The 16,295-nt window shown below is 42.4% G+C and carries 15 protein-coding genes; 8 read left to right on the top strand and 7 right to left on the bottom strand.

The features are described from left to right. Positions 1 to 15: 15 nt before the first annotated feature. Entirely contained in the window at positions 16 to 954 is a 939-nt protein-coding gene (locus J0K78_RS15650) for an RluA family pseudouridine synthase (protein ID WP_206947876.1), read from the bottom strand. Between the two features lie 317 nt (positions 955 to 1,271). Between J0K78_RS15650 and typA the strand changes: the two genes are divergently transcribed. Beyond that, positions 1,272 to 3,113: a translational GTPase TypA gene (gene typA, locus J0K78_RS15645; protein ID WP_160916378.1), complete on the top strand. Its 1,842-nt coding sequence runs from the start codon at positions 1,272 to 1,274 to the stop codon at positions 3,111 to 3,113. 54 nt (positions 3,114 to 3,167) lie between these two features. On the opposite strand, the gene J0K78_RS15640 is transcribed toward typA, so the two are convergent. Continuing rightward, a complete protein-coding gene (locus tag J0K78_RS15640) occupies positions 3,168 to 3,917 on the bottom strand; it encodes a FixH family protein (RefSeq protein WP_206947875.1) in 750 nt (249 codons plus the stop codon). 153 nt (positions 3,918 to 4,070) lie between these two features. Beyond that, positions 4,071 to 4,757, bottom strand: coding sequence for a bacillithiol biosynthesis deacetylase BshB2 (gene bshB2 / locus J0K78_RS15635; RefSeq protein ID WP_160916382.1), 687 nt, complete (start codon positions 4,755 to 4,757; stop codon positions 4,071 to 4,073). A gap of 1,045 nt (positions 4,758 to 5,802) precedes the next feature. Between bshB2 and nadE the strand changes: the two genes are divergently transcribed. The 4 genes from nadE to msrA all read left to right on the top strand — a co-directional run bounded on the left by nadE (position 5,803) and on the right by msrA (position 10,182). Further along, complete coding sequence (gene nadE / locus J0K78_RS15630) at positions 5,803 to 6,543, top strand: NAD(+) synthase (protein ID WP_206947874.1); 741 nt, start codon at positions 5,803 to 5,805, stop codon at positions 6,541 to 6,543. Between the two features lie 19 nt (positions 6,544 to 6,562). After that, positions 6,563 to 7,120, top strand: coding sequence for a cysteine hydrolase family protein (locus tag J0K78_RS15625; protein ID WP_206947873.1), 558 nt, complete (start codon positions 6,563 to 6,565; stop codon positions 7,118 to 7,120). A 379-nt stretch (positions 7,121 to 7,499) separates the two neighbouring features. Beyond that, positions 7,500 to 9,407 (top strand): endonuclease MutS2, encoded by a 1,908-nt coding sequence (locus tag J0K78_RS15620; RefSeq protein WP_206947872.1) that lies wholly within the window; start codon positions 7,500 to 7,502, stop codon positions 9,405 to 9,407. Between the two features lie 88 nt (positions 9,408 to 9,495). Further along, complete coding sequence (gene msrA, locus J0K78_RS15615; RefSeq protein ID WP_206947871.1) at positions 9,496 to 10,182, top strand: peptide-methionine (S)-S-oxide reductase MsrA; 687 nt, start codon at positions 9,496 to 9,498, stop codon at positions 10,180 to 10,182. 314 nt (positions 10,183 to 10,496) lie between these two features. Here the strand turns inward: msrA and J0K78_RS15610 are convergent, their stop codons facing one another. From J0K78_RS15610 to J0K78_RS15600, 3 genes are read right to left on the bottom strand one after another with little or no spacing between them, the layout of a single operon-like run. Beyond that, the gene (locus J0K78_RS15610; RefSeq protein ID WP_206947870.1) at positions 10,497 to 10,811 is read right to left on the bottom strand and encodes a DMT family transporter; all 315 of its coding nucleotides are present in this window, start codon (positions 10,809 to 10,811) and stop codon (positions 10,497 to 10,499) included. A gap of 2 nt (positions 10,812 to 10,813) precedes the next feature. Then, positions 10,814 to 11,161 (bottom strand): DMT family transporter, encoded by a 348-nt coding sequence (locus J0K78_RS15605; RefSeq protein ID WP_206947869.1) that lies wholly within the window; start codon positions 11,159 to 11,161, stop codon positions 10,814 to 10,816. Between the two features lie 14 nt (positions 11,162 to 11,175). Continuing rightward, positions 11,176 to 11,760 (bottom strand): TetR/AcrR family transcriptional regulator, encoded by a 585-nt coding sequence (locus J0K78_RS15600; protein WP_206947868.1) that lies wholly within the window; start codon positions 11,758 to 11,760, stop codon positions 11,176 to 11,178. Between the two features lie 216 nt (positions 11,761 to 11,976). On the opposite strand from J0K78_RS15600, the gene J0K78_RS15595 reads away from it, so the two are divergent. From J0K78_RS15595 to J0K78_RS15585, 3 genes are all read left to right on the top strand, one after another. Then, the gene (locus J0K78_RS15595; RefSeq protein ID WP_089653914.1) at positions 11,977 to 12,180 is read left to right on the top strand and encodes a hypothetical protein; all 204 of its coding nucleotides are present in this window, start codon (positions 11,977 to 11,979) and stop codon (positions 12,178 to 12,180) included. 196 nt (positions 12,181 to 12,376) lie between these two features. After that, positions 12,377 to 13,120, top strand: coding sequence for a PAS domain-containing protein (locus J0K78_RS15590; protein ID WP_206947867.1), 744 nt, complete (start codon positions 12,377 to 12,379; stop codon positions 13,118 to 13,120). A gap of 352 nt (positions 13,121 to 13,472) precedes the next feature. Further along, on the top strand, positions 13,473 to 15,626 hold the full coding sequence (locus tag J0K78_RS15585; protein WP_206947866.1) for an ATP-dependent helicase: 2,154 nt from the start codon (positions 13,473 to 13,475) through the stop codon (positions 15,624 to 15,626). Between the two features lie 75 nt (positions 15,627 to 15,701). Here the strand turns inward: J0K78_RS15585 and J0K78_RS15580 are convergent, their stop codons facing one another. Beyond that, on the bottom strand, positions 15,702 to 16,169 hold the full coding sequence (locus tag J0K78_RS15580) for a hypothetical protein (protein WP_206947865.1): 468 nt from the start codon (positions 16,167 to 16,169) through the stop codon (positions 15,702 to 15,704). Between the last annotated feature and the right edge of the window lie 126 nt (positions 16,170 to 16,295).

Below are 16,295 nucleotides of genomic sequence, written 5' to 3'. Positions count from 1 at the left end.
CGGGAGCGGCTTCTTTTATGAAGAGGATTGGTCTAGCGACTTCACTTGTTCATCTGTAAATAATGGGGAATCTATTGCTGGCATGGCAAGACACTGGATTTCCTTTTCTGTGAACGGGTGAATCAACGTAAGCCTCGCAGCATGAAGAGCTTGTTTGTAATCGATGCTTCCTTCTCCTCCGTACATTTCATCACCTAGGAGCGGGTGTCCGATATGACTCAGGTGGACTCGGATTTGATGGGTCCTGCCGGTTTGTAACTGTAATTTCACTAAAGAAGCATCATGAGAGCCTTCGTATGAGAGAACTTCGTAATGCGTTTCCGCATGCTGGCCTCCTTGCGAGACTCTTCTTCTTACAGGATGGTGGCGGTCTTTACCGATCGGTTGCTCGATCTTGCCGCGACGTGGTTTCAGCTTCCCGTGTGCCCATGCTAAATACGTTCTTTTAATTTTACGCTCCTGTAACTCTTTTCCGAGCATGGCAATAGCAAGATCATGCTTAGCAAAAAGGATGGCTCCCGAGGTATCCCGGTCCAGACGATGGACATATTTCGGCGTTGCCTCAATGCCATTCATTTGAAAATAAAAAGCTACTCCATTAACAAGAGTATCATGGTCATGGGGTGTATTCGGATGTGTGAACACACCTGCAGGTTTATTGACCACCAGCATATGGTCATCTTCGTAGATGACGTCAATATCCATATATGTCGGGGTAACTTCCAGTGTTTGCGGGCGAAAAAGCCGGACCCGAAGAATGTCACCACTCTTTACTTTAGCTGTTTTCCAATGAGGGCTTTCATTGTTTAAAGTCACTTCTTTGTTGGAACGGAAACTATGCATCAACTTTCTTGGTACATTCCATTCCTTCTTCAGGATTTTTTCGACCGTAAACCCGTCCCAATGTTCAGGGATGATGACTTCAAGCCAATCCCCCATACGTTTCGTCTTCATTTCTACACCTAATTTCCTAAAATACTGAATACCTGGGGCGTTAATCGTACATATTGGTACCAGGTACGAACTGCCCTATATTGTACTCTTTCCTGCACCGTTTACGCAATAATCTCTATGTTGTACCTTGTACACCTGGGAATAAATGGGGGGTCAGGCTTAAAAGGTAAGACTATAACAGTGGAGCTGCTAGCTAGTTAAGAGGATGTACTTAGATTCCTGATGTTAACGATATGTAAAGCCGGTATCTATGGTAATAGAACTATGTTATAATAGAAGGGTTGAATAATTTGTGATACGAAAGAGGTGTGTGCTTCATGCAACACAGAGACGATATTCGTAATATAGCGATCATCGCACACGTTGACCACGGAAAAACAACATTGGTCGACCAAATGCTTCACTATTCCGGAACTTTCCGTGATAACGAGCATGTCGATGAGCGCGCTATGGACTCTAATGATTTGGAAAAAGAACGCGGCATCACGATTTTAGCCAAAAATACCGCCATCAATTATAATGATGCGCGTATAAATATTCTAGATACACCGGGTCACGCTGACTTTGGTGGAGAAGTGGAACGTATTCTCAAGATGGTTGACGGTGTACTTCTTGTAGTTGATGCTTATGAAGGCTGTATGCCTCAAACACGTTTTGTGTTGAAAAAAGCATTGGAACAAAAATTGACACCGGTTGTCGTTTTGAATAAAATCGACCGCCCGAATGCTCGCCCGGATGAGGTTGTCGATGAAGTTCTTGATCTGTTCATCGAGCTTGGCGCTGATGATGAGCAGCTGGAATTCCCTGTCGTTTATGCTTCTGCATTAAACGGAACCTCAGGAGATGAACCAGAGGATCAGCAGGAAACAATGGATCCGATTTTCAAATTGATCATGAACAACATCCCTGCTCCCGTTGATACAAAAGAAGATCCCTTACAATTCCAGGTGACGCTGCTTGATTATAATGATTATCTTGGCCGTATCGGAGTTGGGCGTGTCTTTAATGGCTCAATCAAAGTAGGCCAGCAAGTATCCTTGATGAAGAAGGATGGATCGGTGAAGAATTTCCGTGTTTCCAAGTTGTTCGGTTTCATCGGTTTGAAACGTGTTGAAATCGAAGAAGCCAAAGCGGGAGATATTATCGCCCTTGCTGGCTTGGAAGATATCAACGTCGGAGAAACTGTGTGTCTACCTGAACACCAGAATGCGATGGAAATCCCTCGTATTGACGAACCGACACTACAAATGACATTCCTTGTTAACAACAGTCCGTTTGCCGGGCGTGAAGGTAAATATGTAACGTCCCGTCAAATCGAAGAGCGTTTGATGACACAACTTGAGACGGATGTCAGCCTACGTGTCGATCCAACAGATTCGCCGGATGCCTTTACGGTTTCAGGACGTGGTGAACTTCACCTTTCCATCCTAGTGGAAAACATGCGTCGTGAAGGTTATGAACTTCAACTTTCCAAGCCGAAAGTTATCCTGAAAGAGATCGACGGTCAAACGTGTGAACCGGTAGAACGTGTTCAAATCGATACTCCTGCCGAATACCAAGGTGCGGTTATGGAATCTATTGGTTACCGTAAAGGTGAAATGCAGGATATGGTCAATGATGGGAATGGTCAAGTCCGTCTTGAGTTCTTAGTACCATCTCGTGGTCTGATTGGTTATTCCACAGAGTTCATGACGCAGACACGCGGCTACGGAATCTTGAACCATACCTTTGATGGCTATGCCCCACTTGTAAAGGGTCAAGTCGGTGGACGTCGTGAAGGTGTTCTGGTTTCTCTTGATAAAGGGAAAGCCTCCACTTATGGAATCATGAACCTTGAAGATCGTGGAACCATTTTCGTTGAACCTGGTACAGAAGTGTATGAAGGAATGATCGTTGGTGAACACAACCGTGAAAACGATCTTACCGTTAACATCACAAAAGAGAAACATTTGACCAACATCCGTTCAGCGAACAAAGATACGACGAATACAATTAAGAAAACTCGCCAAATGACGCTTGAAGAAGCCATTGAGTATCTTGATGATGATGAATATTGCGAAGTAACGCCTGAAAATGTTCGTCTTCGTAAAAAATACTTGAATAAGAACGAACGTGAAAAAATGGCGAAGAAGAAAAAGCTTCAAAATACAGAAGTATAATCACTTAAAGAAAAGCCCGGGACCTAACCAATAGGCCCCGGGCTTTCTATGTTTTTACTCGACTACTTCGAGCGTCTCTTTTTGATGTCCGTGGATCTCTTCTGCAGGTTTCTCATAGTGAATGTTGATGGTGTATGAACCAGTTTCAGGGAATGTATAATTCGCTGTGTACTCTCCAGGTTCCTCTTCTACGGCATCGATGTAGGTATGTTTTTCCATTAAATCAGAACTAATTTCGTAGCGTACAAGTGCTTCTGAAAAAGGCTCTTCCATATGGTTGATATGTGCTGTCAACGTCGATGTTTCTCCAGCTTTAAAAATCTGCTCTGACATCAAGTGGACCATGAACTTTCCACTGCTATCTCCATGGTCGTGCCCACTGGCTTCTGCCTGTTGTCCGACTGCCACTTCGTTTTGCGGCATCGTGTGAAGGTCTCCAACTTGAGTATGGGCGATGACCTGGTATGTGCCTTCTTTCTCAAAGCTGTAGTCGATGGTATAAACTCCATCTTCTGTATGCTTTGCTTTAATCGTGTCTGATGAATCCTGCCCCTCTTCACTGTGCCAAATCTCAAATTCCACATACTCTGCATCCGGGACAGGCTCTCCACCCTGAGTGACAATTGCTTGAATAGTGGTATCGTCGTTTGCAGGGAGTGGCTCATGCTCGAAATTCACTTGTACTTCAGGAATTTCAGCCACCTTGTTATTTTCCTCAGCGGCAGTGGAATCCTGTTCGTTATTGTTTGAAGAACAAGCACTGATTACTAGTAATAAAATAATGGATAATAATACTTTTTTCATATGGCATCTCCTTTATCTGTGTATTGGAGTCTTTAGTTGTCCAAGCCTACAATTAGGATATCATTTAAAGCTTTGACATTCCTGCTTAATTTTAGACTATCTTGTGACAATACATGAGGAAAAAAAAGAGAGGGAGCTGTTGGAAGCTTCCCTCTACTTGACGTTGTCGTTATTCCAATCATACGTATAAAAACGTTCGTCTGTCACCCATTTTAATGCTTCAGGGTCATTTACTTTGATGCCTTCCTCAAGCATCTCAAGCATTCTTGCTGTTTGAGAAATGTGAGCGCGCATCGCTGCCAATTTTTCATTCTGCACGGAGCGGATGTCATTGATGACATCCGGCTGTCCCAATTTCTCTTCTGTATCATTGGCAAAAGCTACGGCGTGAAACTTAGGTCGATCTTTTTCATCCATTTCCCTCAATGCGCGTACGACTGCGCGTGCCGTCGCTTCATGGTCAGGATGGACAGCGAATCCAGGATAGAAACTGATGACCAAAGAGGGTTGCAGTTCATCCACCAAATGGCGGACCATGTCTTTCATTTCACGATCGTCTTCAAATTCAAGCGTCTTATCTCTCAACCCCATCATTCGAAGGTCTTCAATGCCCATCGCTTCGGCAGCTTTAACTAATTCTCTCTTTCTGATTTCAGGAAGGGACTCTCTCGTTGCAAACGTAGGTTTTCCGAGATTGCGCCCCATCTCTCCAAGCGTGAGACACGCATAGGTAAGGGGTGTTCCTTGTTTTATATAAGAGGAAATTGTCCCGGAAACTCCGAACGCTTCGTCATCGGGATGCGGGAAAATAACGAGTACATGTTTTTCTTGTTCGATCATATTCTTTCACTCCTTCAAGAGGATCACTAACCTACATTATTGCTTAAATCAGAAAAAATGAAAAGTCATTTGTTTATAAGCTTTTCTCATTCCATCACTTATTATTTAACTAACGCTCCCGTTTGTGGAAGACTCAGTTTCGAGACTTTTGTTGGGTGGCTGGGGGCTGCGGGGAATAGCTCGCTTTCCGCGGGAGCGCGGGGAGCCTCCTCGGACTGCGTCCTGTGGGGTCTCACCAAGCACTTTTTCCTCGTAGATATCCGGTTTCAGCGCCTAGCGGCTAGTGAGACTTCCCTCGCTTCTGTACGATAAGTCAACATCGAATCACTCCGTTCTCCGTGTTTCCTTTATCTCCGCCAGCTCATTCCAGTCCATACGCCGCTGATCAAGGCGCCTGCACACTTAAGTTAGGAGTCTCGCCATTCCCCTCCGCCCCTTTGCTATGTGGAAGATTCTCGAAACCATTACTATAAGGTGAGTTCGTTTGATTATGAGAAATGGATGATAGAACATCTCCCCCAGCACTGAAAAGCTTGATCCAGAGCGCTTTATACCTCTAACAGTTGGACGGTGGAAGACCCTCCGACTTTGTACAGGGGTTAATTTTTCCCTTACATCGAAAGGGGTGGTTGGGAAGCTGCGAGACTCCCGTGGGAGAAAGGAGATCGGCGAGATCCCGCAGGGCGGTAGCCCGAGGAAGCTCGCCACTCCCCCACAGGAAAGTGTTCAAATGCGGAATTGCCCTGGTAGACACGACTGTCATAAGCAGCACAGCGAAGGAATGTGCCCTTTCATTCCTTCGCTGTGCTGCTTATGACGCGAGTGTCTGGGCGATGGAGCTAGACGAGTAGCTTCCCAGCCACCCCTGACGCCCAATAGCATAACGAACCCCGAAAATATCTCGATACTGAGTCTTCCACAATCCTGCCACTTATTTTAATAACTCTCTAGTATAGCTATTTTCCTATAATCAAGCTTTGGGTTTATGTTTTCCCTTTTAAAGGAAAGCAATCCTTAGATTGTAAAATGAAGGGAGTTATTGAAGATGGAAGAGAGAATCGAGCATTTGACTAATTGGTTGCGGACGAAGACAGAAGAAGCAGGTGCAGATGGACTTTTAGTGGGAATCAGCGGGGGGATTGATTCTGCAGTCGTCTCCTTTTTAATCAAACGTGCGTTTCCTGAAAATTCTCTAGGAGTCATTCTGCCGATAAAACAAGGCGTTGAAGACCAGACCGATGCTCTGGCTGTTGTGGAAGGGGCAGACCTTGATTATGTAGGAATTGAGTTAACCTATGCGTATCAAACGACTTACGATACTGTTAAAAAACAGTTGGATGAAAAAGGCGATTGGAACGATGATAAGTCACAGCTTGGTAGTGCGAACCTTCAAGCGAGGCTTCGTATGAGTACGCTTTATGCTGTTGGAAACAACTATAACTACCTTGTCGTAGGTACGGATAATGCCGCAGAAGATTATACCGGCTACTTTACGAAATACGGAGATGGCGGAGTCGACCTAGTTCCTTTGATCAATCTAAGGAAAGAAGAAGTGAAGGAAATGGCAATGGCACTGAATGTCCCGGACTCGATTGTTCATAAAAAACCGAGTGCAGAACTTTGGGAAGGGCAGACAGATGAAGAAGAACTGGGGATGTCCTATGATACGATCGATGCTTATTTGAGAGGGGAAAAGATCGATCCCGAAGATGAAAAGAATTTAAAAGAACTTCACAAGAAGACCGAACATAAACGGCAGATTCCTGCAGGCCCCGAACGCTTCTAAGGAGAGTGATTATAGAATTATGAGCCAGGATACAGCACTCATCATCATTGATATGATTAATAAAATGGATTTTGATGGTGGAGAAAACCTACTAGAAAACAGTCTTCCTGTCGCAAAGCGTTTGAGTGAATTCAAAAAAGAGGTCAAACAGCAGGGCATGCCAGTGATTTATGTGAATGATAACTTTGGGCTTTGGCAGGACAATGCAACTGAATTGTTGGAAGAATGTAAAAAGGGGATAGGAAAACCAGTGGTTGAACAAATGGAGCCTGATGAAGATGATTACTTTATTATTAAGCCGAAGCATTCGGGCTTTTTTGGAACACAGTTAAGTATTCTCTTAGACCATCTAGAGGTGAAGAACCTTATTTTGACTGGAGTAGCTGGTGATATCTGTGTCATTTTTACGGCGAATGATGCTTATATGAGGGAATATAATATTTGGGTGCCGGAAGACGGGACAGCGTCTGAGTATAAGGGTGATAATAAAAATGCTTTAAGAATCGTGAAGCGATCTTTAGGTGCTAGAACAGATTCCTTAGATCTCTCCCTAATAAATGATATTTTCAACAGTTGACAGTATGGAGTCCCTGTCATATATTATAAGGGAACACAGGTGATGGTTTCACGAATGTAACTTTAAACCCGTGAAGGAGAAATGATTTATGAGTGTGGTTGTTCTTAACTAATCCATGAACTGGATACGTCCTGAAAAAAGTGTGCGAAAGCATGCTTGGTTTGCTATACCCTTTTTCAGGAACAGTTAAGAACAAGCATAAGCATAGCCGGATAAAACGATCCTAAAAGCTATGACTGGCTTATTCAGTCATAGCTTTTTTTTCGTACATTCGTGGAACTGTATTCTTTATGAGTCCCTACGGAGTCCGCAGCGAGCTATCTTTAGCTTGGTGCGGACTTTTTTTATGATCACCTGTCAAATTGAGGAGGAAAAAACATTGAATCAGCAAACATTTGAAAGTTTAGGATTAAACAATATTTTAACAAGAGTTAGTGATTTCGCTCATACCGACCAAGGAAAAGAAACGATCCTGAGCCTGAAGCCAATGAATGACCAGAAAAGGTTGGAAAGAATGCAAGCGGAAGTCAAAGAGGCGAGAGCGATTATCGATCATCACAGTCATGTACCCATTCATACCCTGGGTGATATTCAAATCATGATTGATCAAGGGAACAAAGGAATTTTTATCCGTCCGCAGCAATTTGGTTCCCTCGTTTCTTTTCTTGAGCATTGTACAAAGTTGAAGAGGTTTATGAAAGATAAGCAGATTCTGGCTCCGACCATCTCACTATATGTCGATTCCATCTCAGATTTATCCCAATTGGAAGAGGAGATTTATGGGAAGATACGTCATGGGCAGGTCGATGAGTCTGCATCGAAAGAGTTAGGAAAACTGAGGAGAAAAATAGACAAGACTCTCAGTGATATGAAAACGAGGATGGAAAGTTCAGCGAAAAAGTACAGCTCTTTTCTTCAAGAGACGAGACCGGTGGATAAAGGAGGTCGGTTAACCCTTCCTGTAAAAAGAGAGAACCGTTCAAAAGTGAAGGGGGTCATCCTCGATCAATCTTCTTCTGGCGCCACATTATTCATAGAACCGAAAGAAGTGACGTCTCTTCAAGAGCAAGTCGTACTTTTGAAAATGCAGGAAGAGCAGGAGGTGGAAAGGATTCTTTATGCCTTGACCGACTCTGTACTGGAAAAGGAATATGAGTTGAATATTGCTATGGAAACGATGCACCAGTACGATGTTCTTTTTGCAAAAGCGAAATACAGTAAATTGATTGATGGACATTCACCGTCCTTTTCACAAGGAGAGATTGAGATTAGAGAGGGGCGTCATCCTCTACTAGGGGAAAAAGCCGTCCCGTTGAATCTCCATATGGGTGTGGATGATCAAGCTCTGCTTATCACTGGGCCGAATACAGGAGGGAAGACGGTAACGTTAAAAACGGTGGGCTTGTTTTGTTTGATGGCGCAATGTGGACTTCCGATTTCTGCACAACCCGGTACCAGGTTGCCTCTTTTCCAACATGTGTTTGTTGATATTGGTGATGGGCAGAGTATTGAAGAGAATTTGAGCACCTTCAGTTCAAGGCTCACGAATTTAATTCACATCCTGCAACAAGCGAATGATCATTCATTGTTACTACTGGATGAAATCGGTTCTGGAACAGATCCTGGTGAGGGGATGGGCTTAGCCACAGCTATTCTGGATCAACTCGCCAATAAAGGCTCCACCATTTTGGCGACCACTCACTATAGTGAAATGAAAACGTATGCCATGGAGAAAGAGGGCTTCATGAATGGAGCGATGGAATTTGACTTGGAAACCCTCAAGCCTACCTACCAGCTGCAAGTAGGGACAGCTGGGAAAAGTCAGGCGTTTGATATCGCTTATAAATTAGGGCTTCATCCGGAAATCCTCAATCATGCTTATGGCATCACATATAAGCAAGAAGGGAACTTTACGCAAGAGGATAAGCTTTTAAAAAATCCGTCCTATGCTAAGCAGGTAGCGATCAATAGGTATAGACAAAAACGCAAAGCTCAGAAGAAAGAGAAAGCGGAATTTCAAATGGGGGACAATGTATGGATTCCTGCAGAAGAGGAAATGGGTATTGTTTATAAAGGCCCGGATGCCCTCGGGAATTATATCGTCCAAGTGAAAGGAGAAAAGAAAGAGTACAATCATAAACGCTTGAAACTCCATATTTCAGCCGATGAACTTTATCCAGAGGATTATGATTTTGATATTATTTTTAAATCTAAGGAATACAGGAAAATTAAAAAAGTAATGGATCGGAAACATGTAGATGGCTTAACTTTGGAAGATGAAGAATAAAATTACACATCGCGAAAGAGTCAGCATTTCAATTGCCACAGATTTACGTGTTATTCTGAAATAAACACCCAAAAGAGGGGGGGAGACTGTGAAGAAGCGGACAAAATGGGTCATCATTATAGCTGTACTTTCCATCGTTGCTGTTCTTGCTATCCCGGAAGCTTATGCCTATTTAACAAAAAGAAATTATGATAGTGAAGCTGTGACAGCAAAGGAAATACCTGACGGATACGAGGTGGCGACTCTGGCTGGAGGGTGCTTTTGGTGTATGGAGCCTCCATTTGAAAAATTGAAAGGTGTCCATAGTGTCATATCCGGTTATACGGGAGGGGAAACGGAAAATCCTTCTTATGATGAAGTATCGTCTGGAGGTACGGGCCATATTGAGTCTGTGCAAGTCTACTATGATCCAGACGTCATCTCCTATGAACAGATTCTCGATGTTTTCTGGAGGCAAATCAATCCGACCGATGACGATGGTCAGTTTGTGGATCGAGGATACCAATATACGACCGCTATTTTTTATCACACCCCTGAACAGGAGGAAATTGCTGAGCAATCTAAACAAGACCTCCAACATTCAGGTCGCTTTCAGAAGGAATTAGTCACTCCGATAAGGGAAGTGGAAGAGTTTTATAAAGCGGAGGAATATCACCAGGATTATTATAGAAAAAATAAACTGCGCTACGATTTTTATCGTGGAAACTCCGGCCGTGATCAGTATTTAGAAGAAAAATGGGGAGAGGACTTAGAAGTGAACCTTCCTAAGAAATAATCTTTTTCACTTCACCTCTGTCTCTTATACCAAAACAAACCCCCTTCGCTACCGCGAAGGGGGTTAAATTATTGATATTCAATAACTCTCTGTTTCTTTAGGAATGGAAGGATTCGCATCCGTATCCATATTTGTATAGCCCACATAACTAAAACCGATGACAATCATCATAAGAATGGCTAATAAAATTCTTCTCATTACATTTCCTCCATCACTACAAAACGACAGAAAAACGAGTGTTTTGTCGAATATTGTAGATTGCTGCTTACTCTATTGTAATCGCTCGAAAATAAGATTACAAGCCTATCATAAGTCTATGAAACCATTTTTAAGCCGATGACTCCGGCAACGATACAAGTAATGAACAACAGACGTTTCCGGTTCGCTGTTTCTTTAAAGAAAAATATGCCCAGCAGCACGGTACCCGCTGACCCGATTCCTGTCCATATTCCATAAGCTGTTCCTATTGGAAGATCTTTTAAAGATAAAGAAAGGAAATAGAAGCTTGCCGCACCTGCAAGGATGGCCATGAACGCCGGTTTACGTTTTTGAAAGCCATCGGACAGCTTTAAGAAGAACATCGCCGTCATTTCTCCTACTCCAGCCATCATTAAGAATACCCATGCCATACTTATCCCTCCTCTTGTATCTGTTCTGTATTATTTGTCTCAGACATTTTCAAACCAATAATCCCAGTAATTAAAAGCATAATAAAAAAGACTTTCCCAGCTCCGCCTCCGTCGCCAAGAAAGATCATCCCGATTAAAGCTGTACCTGCTGCGCCAATCCCTGTAAATATCGCATAACCTGTCCCGATATCAATGACTTTTAATGCTTTCGTAAAAAACGTGAAGCTGATCACGATACAAATGACGGTAATGGTTGAAATGAGAGGGTCTGTGAATCCCTTTGACAATTTCAAACCAACAGCCCATCCGATTTCAAAAAAAGCACCGAAGAATAAATAAATCCATGCCATCGTTTCATACCTCCCTAGTGCTCTGGGTTTTTAATGCCAAGCCAGAAAATCTGCCAGCTTGCTTCTTGTCTCTCTTCAAAAACATCCCGGTCATAAAAATTTTCTTCCAAAAACAAACCGTCAACCAACGTATAAAAAGCAGATGTTAGCGTATCTGTAGAAAGAGGGCGGATAATTTCCATCTCTTTTCCACGTTCAAATACCGGTCGGATGATCTCAGTCATGCAGTCTTCCACCATTAAGAAGACCTTCTTAATTTCATCTGCGAATTCTTCGGGAGGAAAAAAGGTGACACGCTTGAAGAACATGCCTTCTGTTGAATGAGCCATATGTTCCAGGTAAACACGATAGATCTCGTGAAGATGATCAGCCACTGAGTCCTGCTGTATAGCTTCTGCTTGATTCATCAAATGACTCTTTTCTCTCTCTCCCACGTCATATAGAACATGAAGAAAGATATCTTCTTTATTATCAAAATGGTTATAAAGAGAAGGTTTCTTTATTCCAACTGCTTCCGCAATATTGGCAAGGGTCGTGTTTTCGTACCCATAATTGGCAAAGAGCTTTAGACTCTCATCAATAATCGTTTCTTTTGTCACTCAGCTCTCTCCTTTCACTAACTAACGTTTGTTAGTTTTATTTTATCACGGCACGTGATCGTTGTCCAGAACTCTAAATTCGACATGTTTAGTCATGAATAATGAAGGGAATGCTTTATTATAAGAGGTCTTATACCATAATAGGAAATGGTTAGAACAAAGGCGCATATTGGTGCTTCCAGGTGCCTGACACTAAAACAGAAGGGGATTGAATCGGTGAACCAATATAAACTGGATCGATACGAAGGGGCTTATGCGATTTTGGTCGAAGAATCCGAATTTAAGAATGAACTTTCTGTACTCAGAGAGAGGCTAAGCTTTGTAAAACCAGGTGATTATGTTGAAATAGAATTCGATTCCATAGGTAATCTAAAACATGTAGCCATCTTGTCTAAGTGTGACAAAATGGAAAAAGCTTAAGAAGAAGTGCGTCAGCGGCTCAGCTCTTGAACCGTTGCCGCACTTCTTTTTTTGACCCCTATCCTGCCATTATGTTGAAGATATGGAAGTCTATTGATATTTATTCATAATATTTAGATAATAGTGTCGAATTACCTTGCATTTCTCTTCTATATCCTCATAATAAAAGTAAGAGATTTGTACTGGGGGGATACTCATGCTATTAAGGAATGCGATGGACCTTTTGGATGAGGGGGTGGTGATCAGTGATGAAGAATACACGATCACCTATGTCAACCCTGCCTATGTTAGGATGTTCCAATTACAGGAAGAACGCATTGTTGGAGAGAAACTCAATCATCTGTATCCGGAGTTGGCACCAGAGAAAAGAATCCTATCTAAGTCTATTAAAGAAAAAAAAGATATAGACTTTGAAGGAATGGAGTTTCAGTGGCAGGGGATGGACATGGTGCTGCACATTTCTACAAAACGTTTCATTCATGAAGGGGAAAGCTTTATTCTCATCCGTATATTTAATATGACGGAGCAGTCGAGAAGAGAGAAGGAGTTAATCCATATGATTGAAGAAATGACAGCAAATATCGTGACCATTGCTAAAGGTTATGCCCTTTTACCATTACAGCCTATTTTAAGAGAGGAACAGCGTCATATCTTATTAGAGAGAGTACCTGTTTTATGTCAGGAACAGAATGTGAGTCGACTGGCGATCCAGTTTTCGGGCATTACTTCGATTGATGAAGAATGGGCGGTCCTTTTGAAAAACCTGATGATGAGCCTTAAGTTGTTGGGCATAGAAGTTGTTCTTGCTGGCATGCGTCCACAGGTAGTGATGGAATTTGCGCAAAATCATATCCAACTTGATGGTGTCCGTACATTTATGAACGTGCAGCAAGCAACGAAGTATTTTTTGGAAACAGGGTTGAAGCCGAACTTCAAATAAATACAGAGTTACATGCATGTTTGTTGCTTGGCTTCTATATCCACCTCGATTCAAAAAAGTTTAAAAAAACAGGTTCATTTCCCGCCGACCATATGTTTAAAACCCCATATAAAATCACCAACGATACCCAAGTATTGCTTTCCTTATGAAAACTTGATTGTAAGAACGCCGTGTCCTCTTCCTCCTTCATTAATTTAAGGACTAGTCAGGGCTTTTTCGACTTTGAAATCTTTAAGTGAGATTTTTTCTCGCGTGCTTTTTATCGCCTTTCTTTCATCTATAAAGAACCATACACACTCTCTGCTTTCTAGTGTGCTATAATACAAACAAATGTTCTTGAAAGGTGATCGATATGGAAGAACTATTGGACGGACTCAATCCATCCCAACAAGAAGCGGTCGTATCTACAGAAGGTTATGTTCGTGTCATCGCCGGGGCAGGTTCCGGCAAGACACGAGCCTTAACTCATCGGTATGCTTTCATCGTGAATGAACTCGGGATCGATCCTGCTAATATGCTGTCTGTGACTTTTACAAACAAAGCAGCCCATGAAATGAGACGGCGGGTAAAAAAATTGATTGGTGGAGAGCAGGACACAGGGTTTATAACTACGTACCATGGGTTTTGTGTACGTGTCCTGCGTGAAGACATCCACCGTCTCTTTTATCCGAAGAATTTTGTCATTTTGGACGTGGAGGATCAGAAGATTCTATTGAGAGAGATCTTTGAAGATATGGGATTAAAGCTCAATGACAAAACGTTCAAAAGAATTCTTGATAAGATTGGTATTCTTAAAGGAAACACACATTATGTCCAACAAATGATTCTACGTGGAGCCATGCCTTCTGTAGAAGATTCAGGAGACCTCGACAGTCAGATTATTCAACAGTACCTCAAGAAGCAGAAGCGGGTGTACGGGCTGGATTTTGATGATTTACTAAATTTTGTTTTTACTCTTTTCGAGCAGAATAAGGAAGTGCTTGAAAAGTGGCAGGATCGACTTTTTTACATACAGGTCGATGAATTTCAAGATAGCAGCTTAAAGCAATTTGAACTTGTGAAGATGCTTTCAGAAAAACAGGGGAATCTCTTCGTCGTTGGTGATCCCGATCAAACGATTTATGAATGGCGTGGCGCAGACCCTAAGTATATGGTGGACTTTGAAACTTACTTTCCTGATGCTCAGACCATCTTTTTGAAGGAAAACTATCGTTCCACACCGGAGATTCTTTCTTTAGGAAACGCCTTAATCCGTAACAATTACTTTAGAGTGGATAAGGATATGCTTCCTGTTAATCCTCATGGTGTGAAAGTGGTGCATTATCATGGCAAGGATGAGATAAAAGAAGCAAAATGGATCGTGAATCGTATTAAACAGCTCGTGGAAAATAAGAAAGCGAATTTGAGTGAGATCGCCATTTTGTATCGAGCGAATTACTTATCCCGTTTCGTAGAACAGGAACTCATAGCTGAAAATATTGAATATAAGATTTTCGGAGGATTTAAGTTTTTTGATCGTCTGGAAATTAAGGATGCCCTCGCTCACTTGAAGATGATCGCTTTTCAGGATGATTTGTCTTTCAGTCGTATTATCAATGTACCCAAGCGTCAAATTGGAAAGAAGCGGATGGGTTTTCTTAGGGAAAAGGCGGAAGAGGAGGGGGAATCCCTCTATGAAACACTGAAAAAATATGCGGATCATGATCGATTGAGGCGCACAGGCGCACGCACTTTCATCGAAGCCATTGAGTATTTGAAGGGAATTCGAAGCAAAAGAAAAGTATCAGAACTGCTGCAGGAAGCCATGCAGGTGACAGGATACGAAGCTTATCGGCGGGAGGATGGAGACCAGGAGAGGTTGGATAATATGACTGAACTCCTTCATTCCATCGTCCAGTATGAGCAGACGCTCGGAGAAGAGATTGATTTGGACGAATATTTACAAATGGTTGCCCTCTACTCAGATAATGACCGGGCAGATCAGGTGGATTCCGTTAAACTCATGACCATTCATACAGCCAAAGGGTTGGAGTATCCTTATGTATTCGTTATTGGTATGTCAGAAAGTGTTCTCCCCAATGTTCGTGCAATCAGGCAGCGGAAAGAGAGAGGTCTGGAAGAGGAACGCCGGCTTGCCTATGTAGCCGTGACGAGAGCGGAACAGGAACTCTATTTAACTGAATCTGAGGGTTTTCAAAATGGAGGGCAAAAAAAATACCCTTCCCGTTTTATATTCGAAGTCGAAGATCACTTCTATGACCGTATCGGAGAATTGGATGCATCTCTCATTGAAGAAGCGAAAGAATATATTCGTGCTTCTCATCGTCTGGAGAGAGAGCCTGCTGGTGACTATCTCGAAAAAGGCACCAGAGTCAAGCATCCGGTTTTTGGTGAAGGTTCTATCAAAGAAATCGATGAGAAGAAGAATAATTACATGGTATTTTTTGATCGACTAAAAGCTCCGAGACCGATCAGTCGAAACTTTAAAAAACTAGAAAAACTATAAGGAAATCAGAAGACCCGTCACGTTTATACGTGACGGGTCTTCTTTAGGAATCCCATGATATAGGGATATAAAGTTTTATATAGCGTTTGCAATATTCATTGCATTTTCTGCCCGTTCCTCTTTAGGACCATAGTATTTAAGCTGATAGATGACGTCCAGATCTCCATCATACCATTCTACGAAAATGTGGTCTTTCTTTTCCTGGACACCAGCTACAGCTCCTGAATTTAGAGGGACCTGCATTTCGGATTCTTGAAGAATATTTTCAGGATCAAACAAGGTGCTCACCATGGCTTTATCTGAACCATCTGATAGATAGAGGACCTCGACTCTTTTGTCTTCCACCTTTGACTCCACCTGGGTGACTTCGAAAGGCACATCTTCAGGAAGACCAAGCTTCTCCTTTTTCTCATCCGATAAGTCCTCCACCGGCTGAGCGAACGTCTGAGGATAAGCTGTTTTTAAATCCTCAAGCGATAAATTTTGAGAAGAACAAGCGGCGAGAAAAATCAATGTCGTGAACAGTAGTATTCTTTTCCACATGTTTTCCACTCCTTGAACAATAAAAGAAAAACTTCCGTTCACATTTTACCATACTTTCCTCCATCTGATGATTGAGAATTCTGATTTGTATCCCATCCTATCGCAGAATTTTGTTAGAGGTGTACG

This window comes from Halobacillus sp. GSS1, assembly GCF_017307035.1.
GTDB lineage: Bacteria > Bacillota > Bacilli > Bacillales > Halobacillaceae > Halobacillus > Halobacillus litoralis.
This window is presented reverse-complemented; position numbering and strand designations above follow the sequence as displayed.

Excerpts from the sequence above, each read along its gene's own strand:
- J0K78_RS15650 (WP_206947876.1), bottom strand. The coding sequence starts at position 954 with ATGAAGACGAAACGTATGGGGGATTGGCTTGAAGTCATCATCCCTGAA.
- nadE (WP_206947874.1), top strand. The coding sequence starts at position 5,803 with ATGGAAGAGAGAATCGAGCATTTGACTAATTGGTTGCGGACGAAGACA.
- J0K78_RS15610 (WP_206947870.1), bottom strand. The coding sequence starts at position 10,811 with ATGGCATGGGTATTCTTAATGATGGCTGGAGTAGGAGAAATGACGGCG.
- J0K78_RS15590 (WP_206947867.1), top strand. The coding sequence starts at position 12,377 with ATGCTATTAAGGAATGCGATGGACCTTTTGGATGAGGGGGTGGTGATC.
- typA (WP_160916378.1), top strand. The coding sequence starts at position 1,272 with ATGCAACACAGAGACGATATTCGTAATATAGCGATCATCGCACACGTT.
- J0K78_RS15640 (WP_206947875.1), bottom strand. The coding sequence starts at position 3,917 with ATGAAAAAAGTATTATTATCCATTATTTTATTACTAGTAATCAGTGCT.
- J0K78_RS15605 (WP_206947869.1), bottom strand. The coding sequence starts at position 11,161 with ATGGCATGGATTTATTTATTCTTCGGTGCTTTTTTTGAAATCGGATGG.
- J0K78_RS15625 (WP_206947873.1), top strand. The coding sequence starts at position 6,563 with ATGAGCCAGGATACAGCACTCATCATCATTGATATGATTAATAAAATG.
- bshB2 (WP_160916382.1), bottom strand. The coding sequence starts at position 4,757 with ATGATCGAACAAGAAAAACATGTACTCGTTATTTTCCCGCATCCCGAT.
- J0K78_RS15585 (WP_206947866.1), top strand. The coding sequence starts at position 13,473 with ATGGAAGAACTATTGGACGGACTCAATCCATCCCAACAAGAAGCGGTC.
- J0K78_RS15580 (WP_206947865.1), bottom strand. The coding sequence starts at position 16,169 with ATGTGGAAAAGAATACTACTGTTCACGACATTGATTTTTCTCGCCGCT.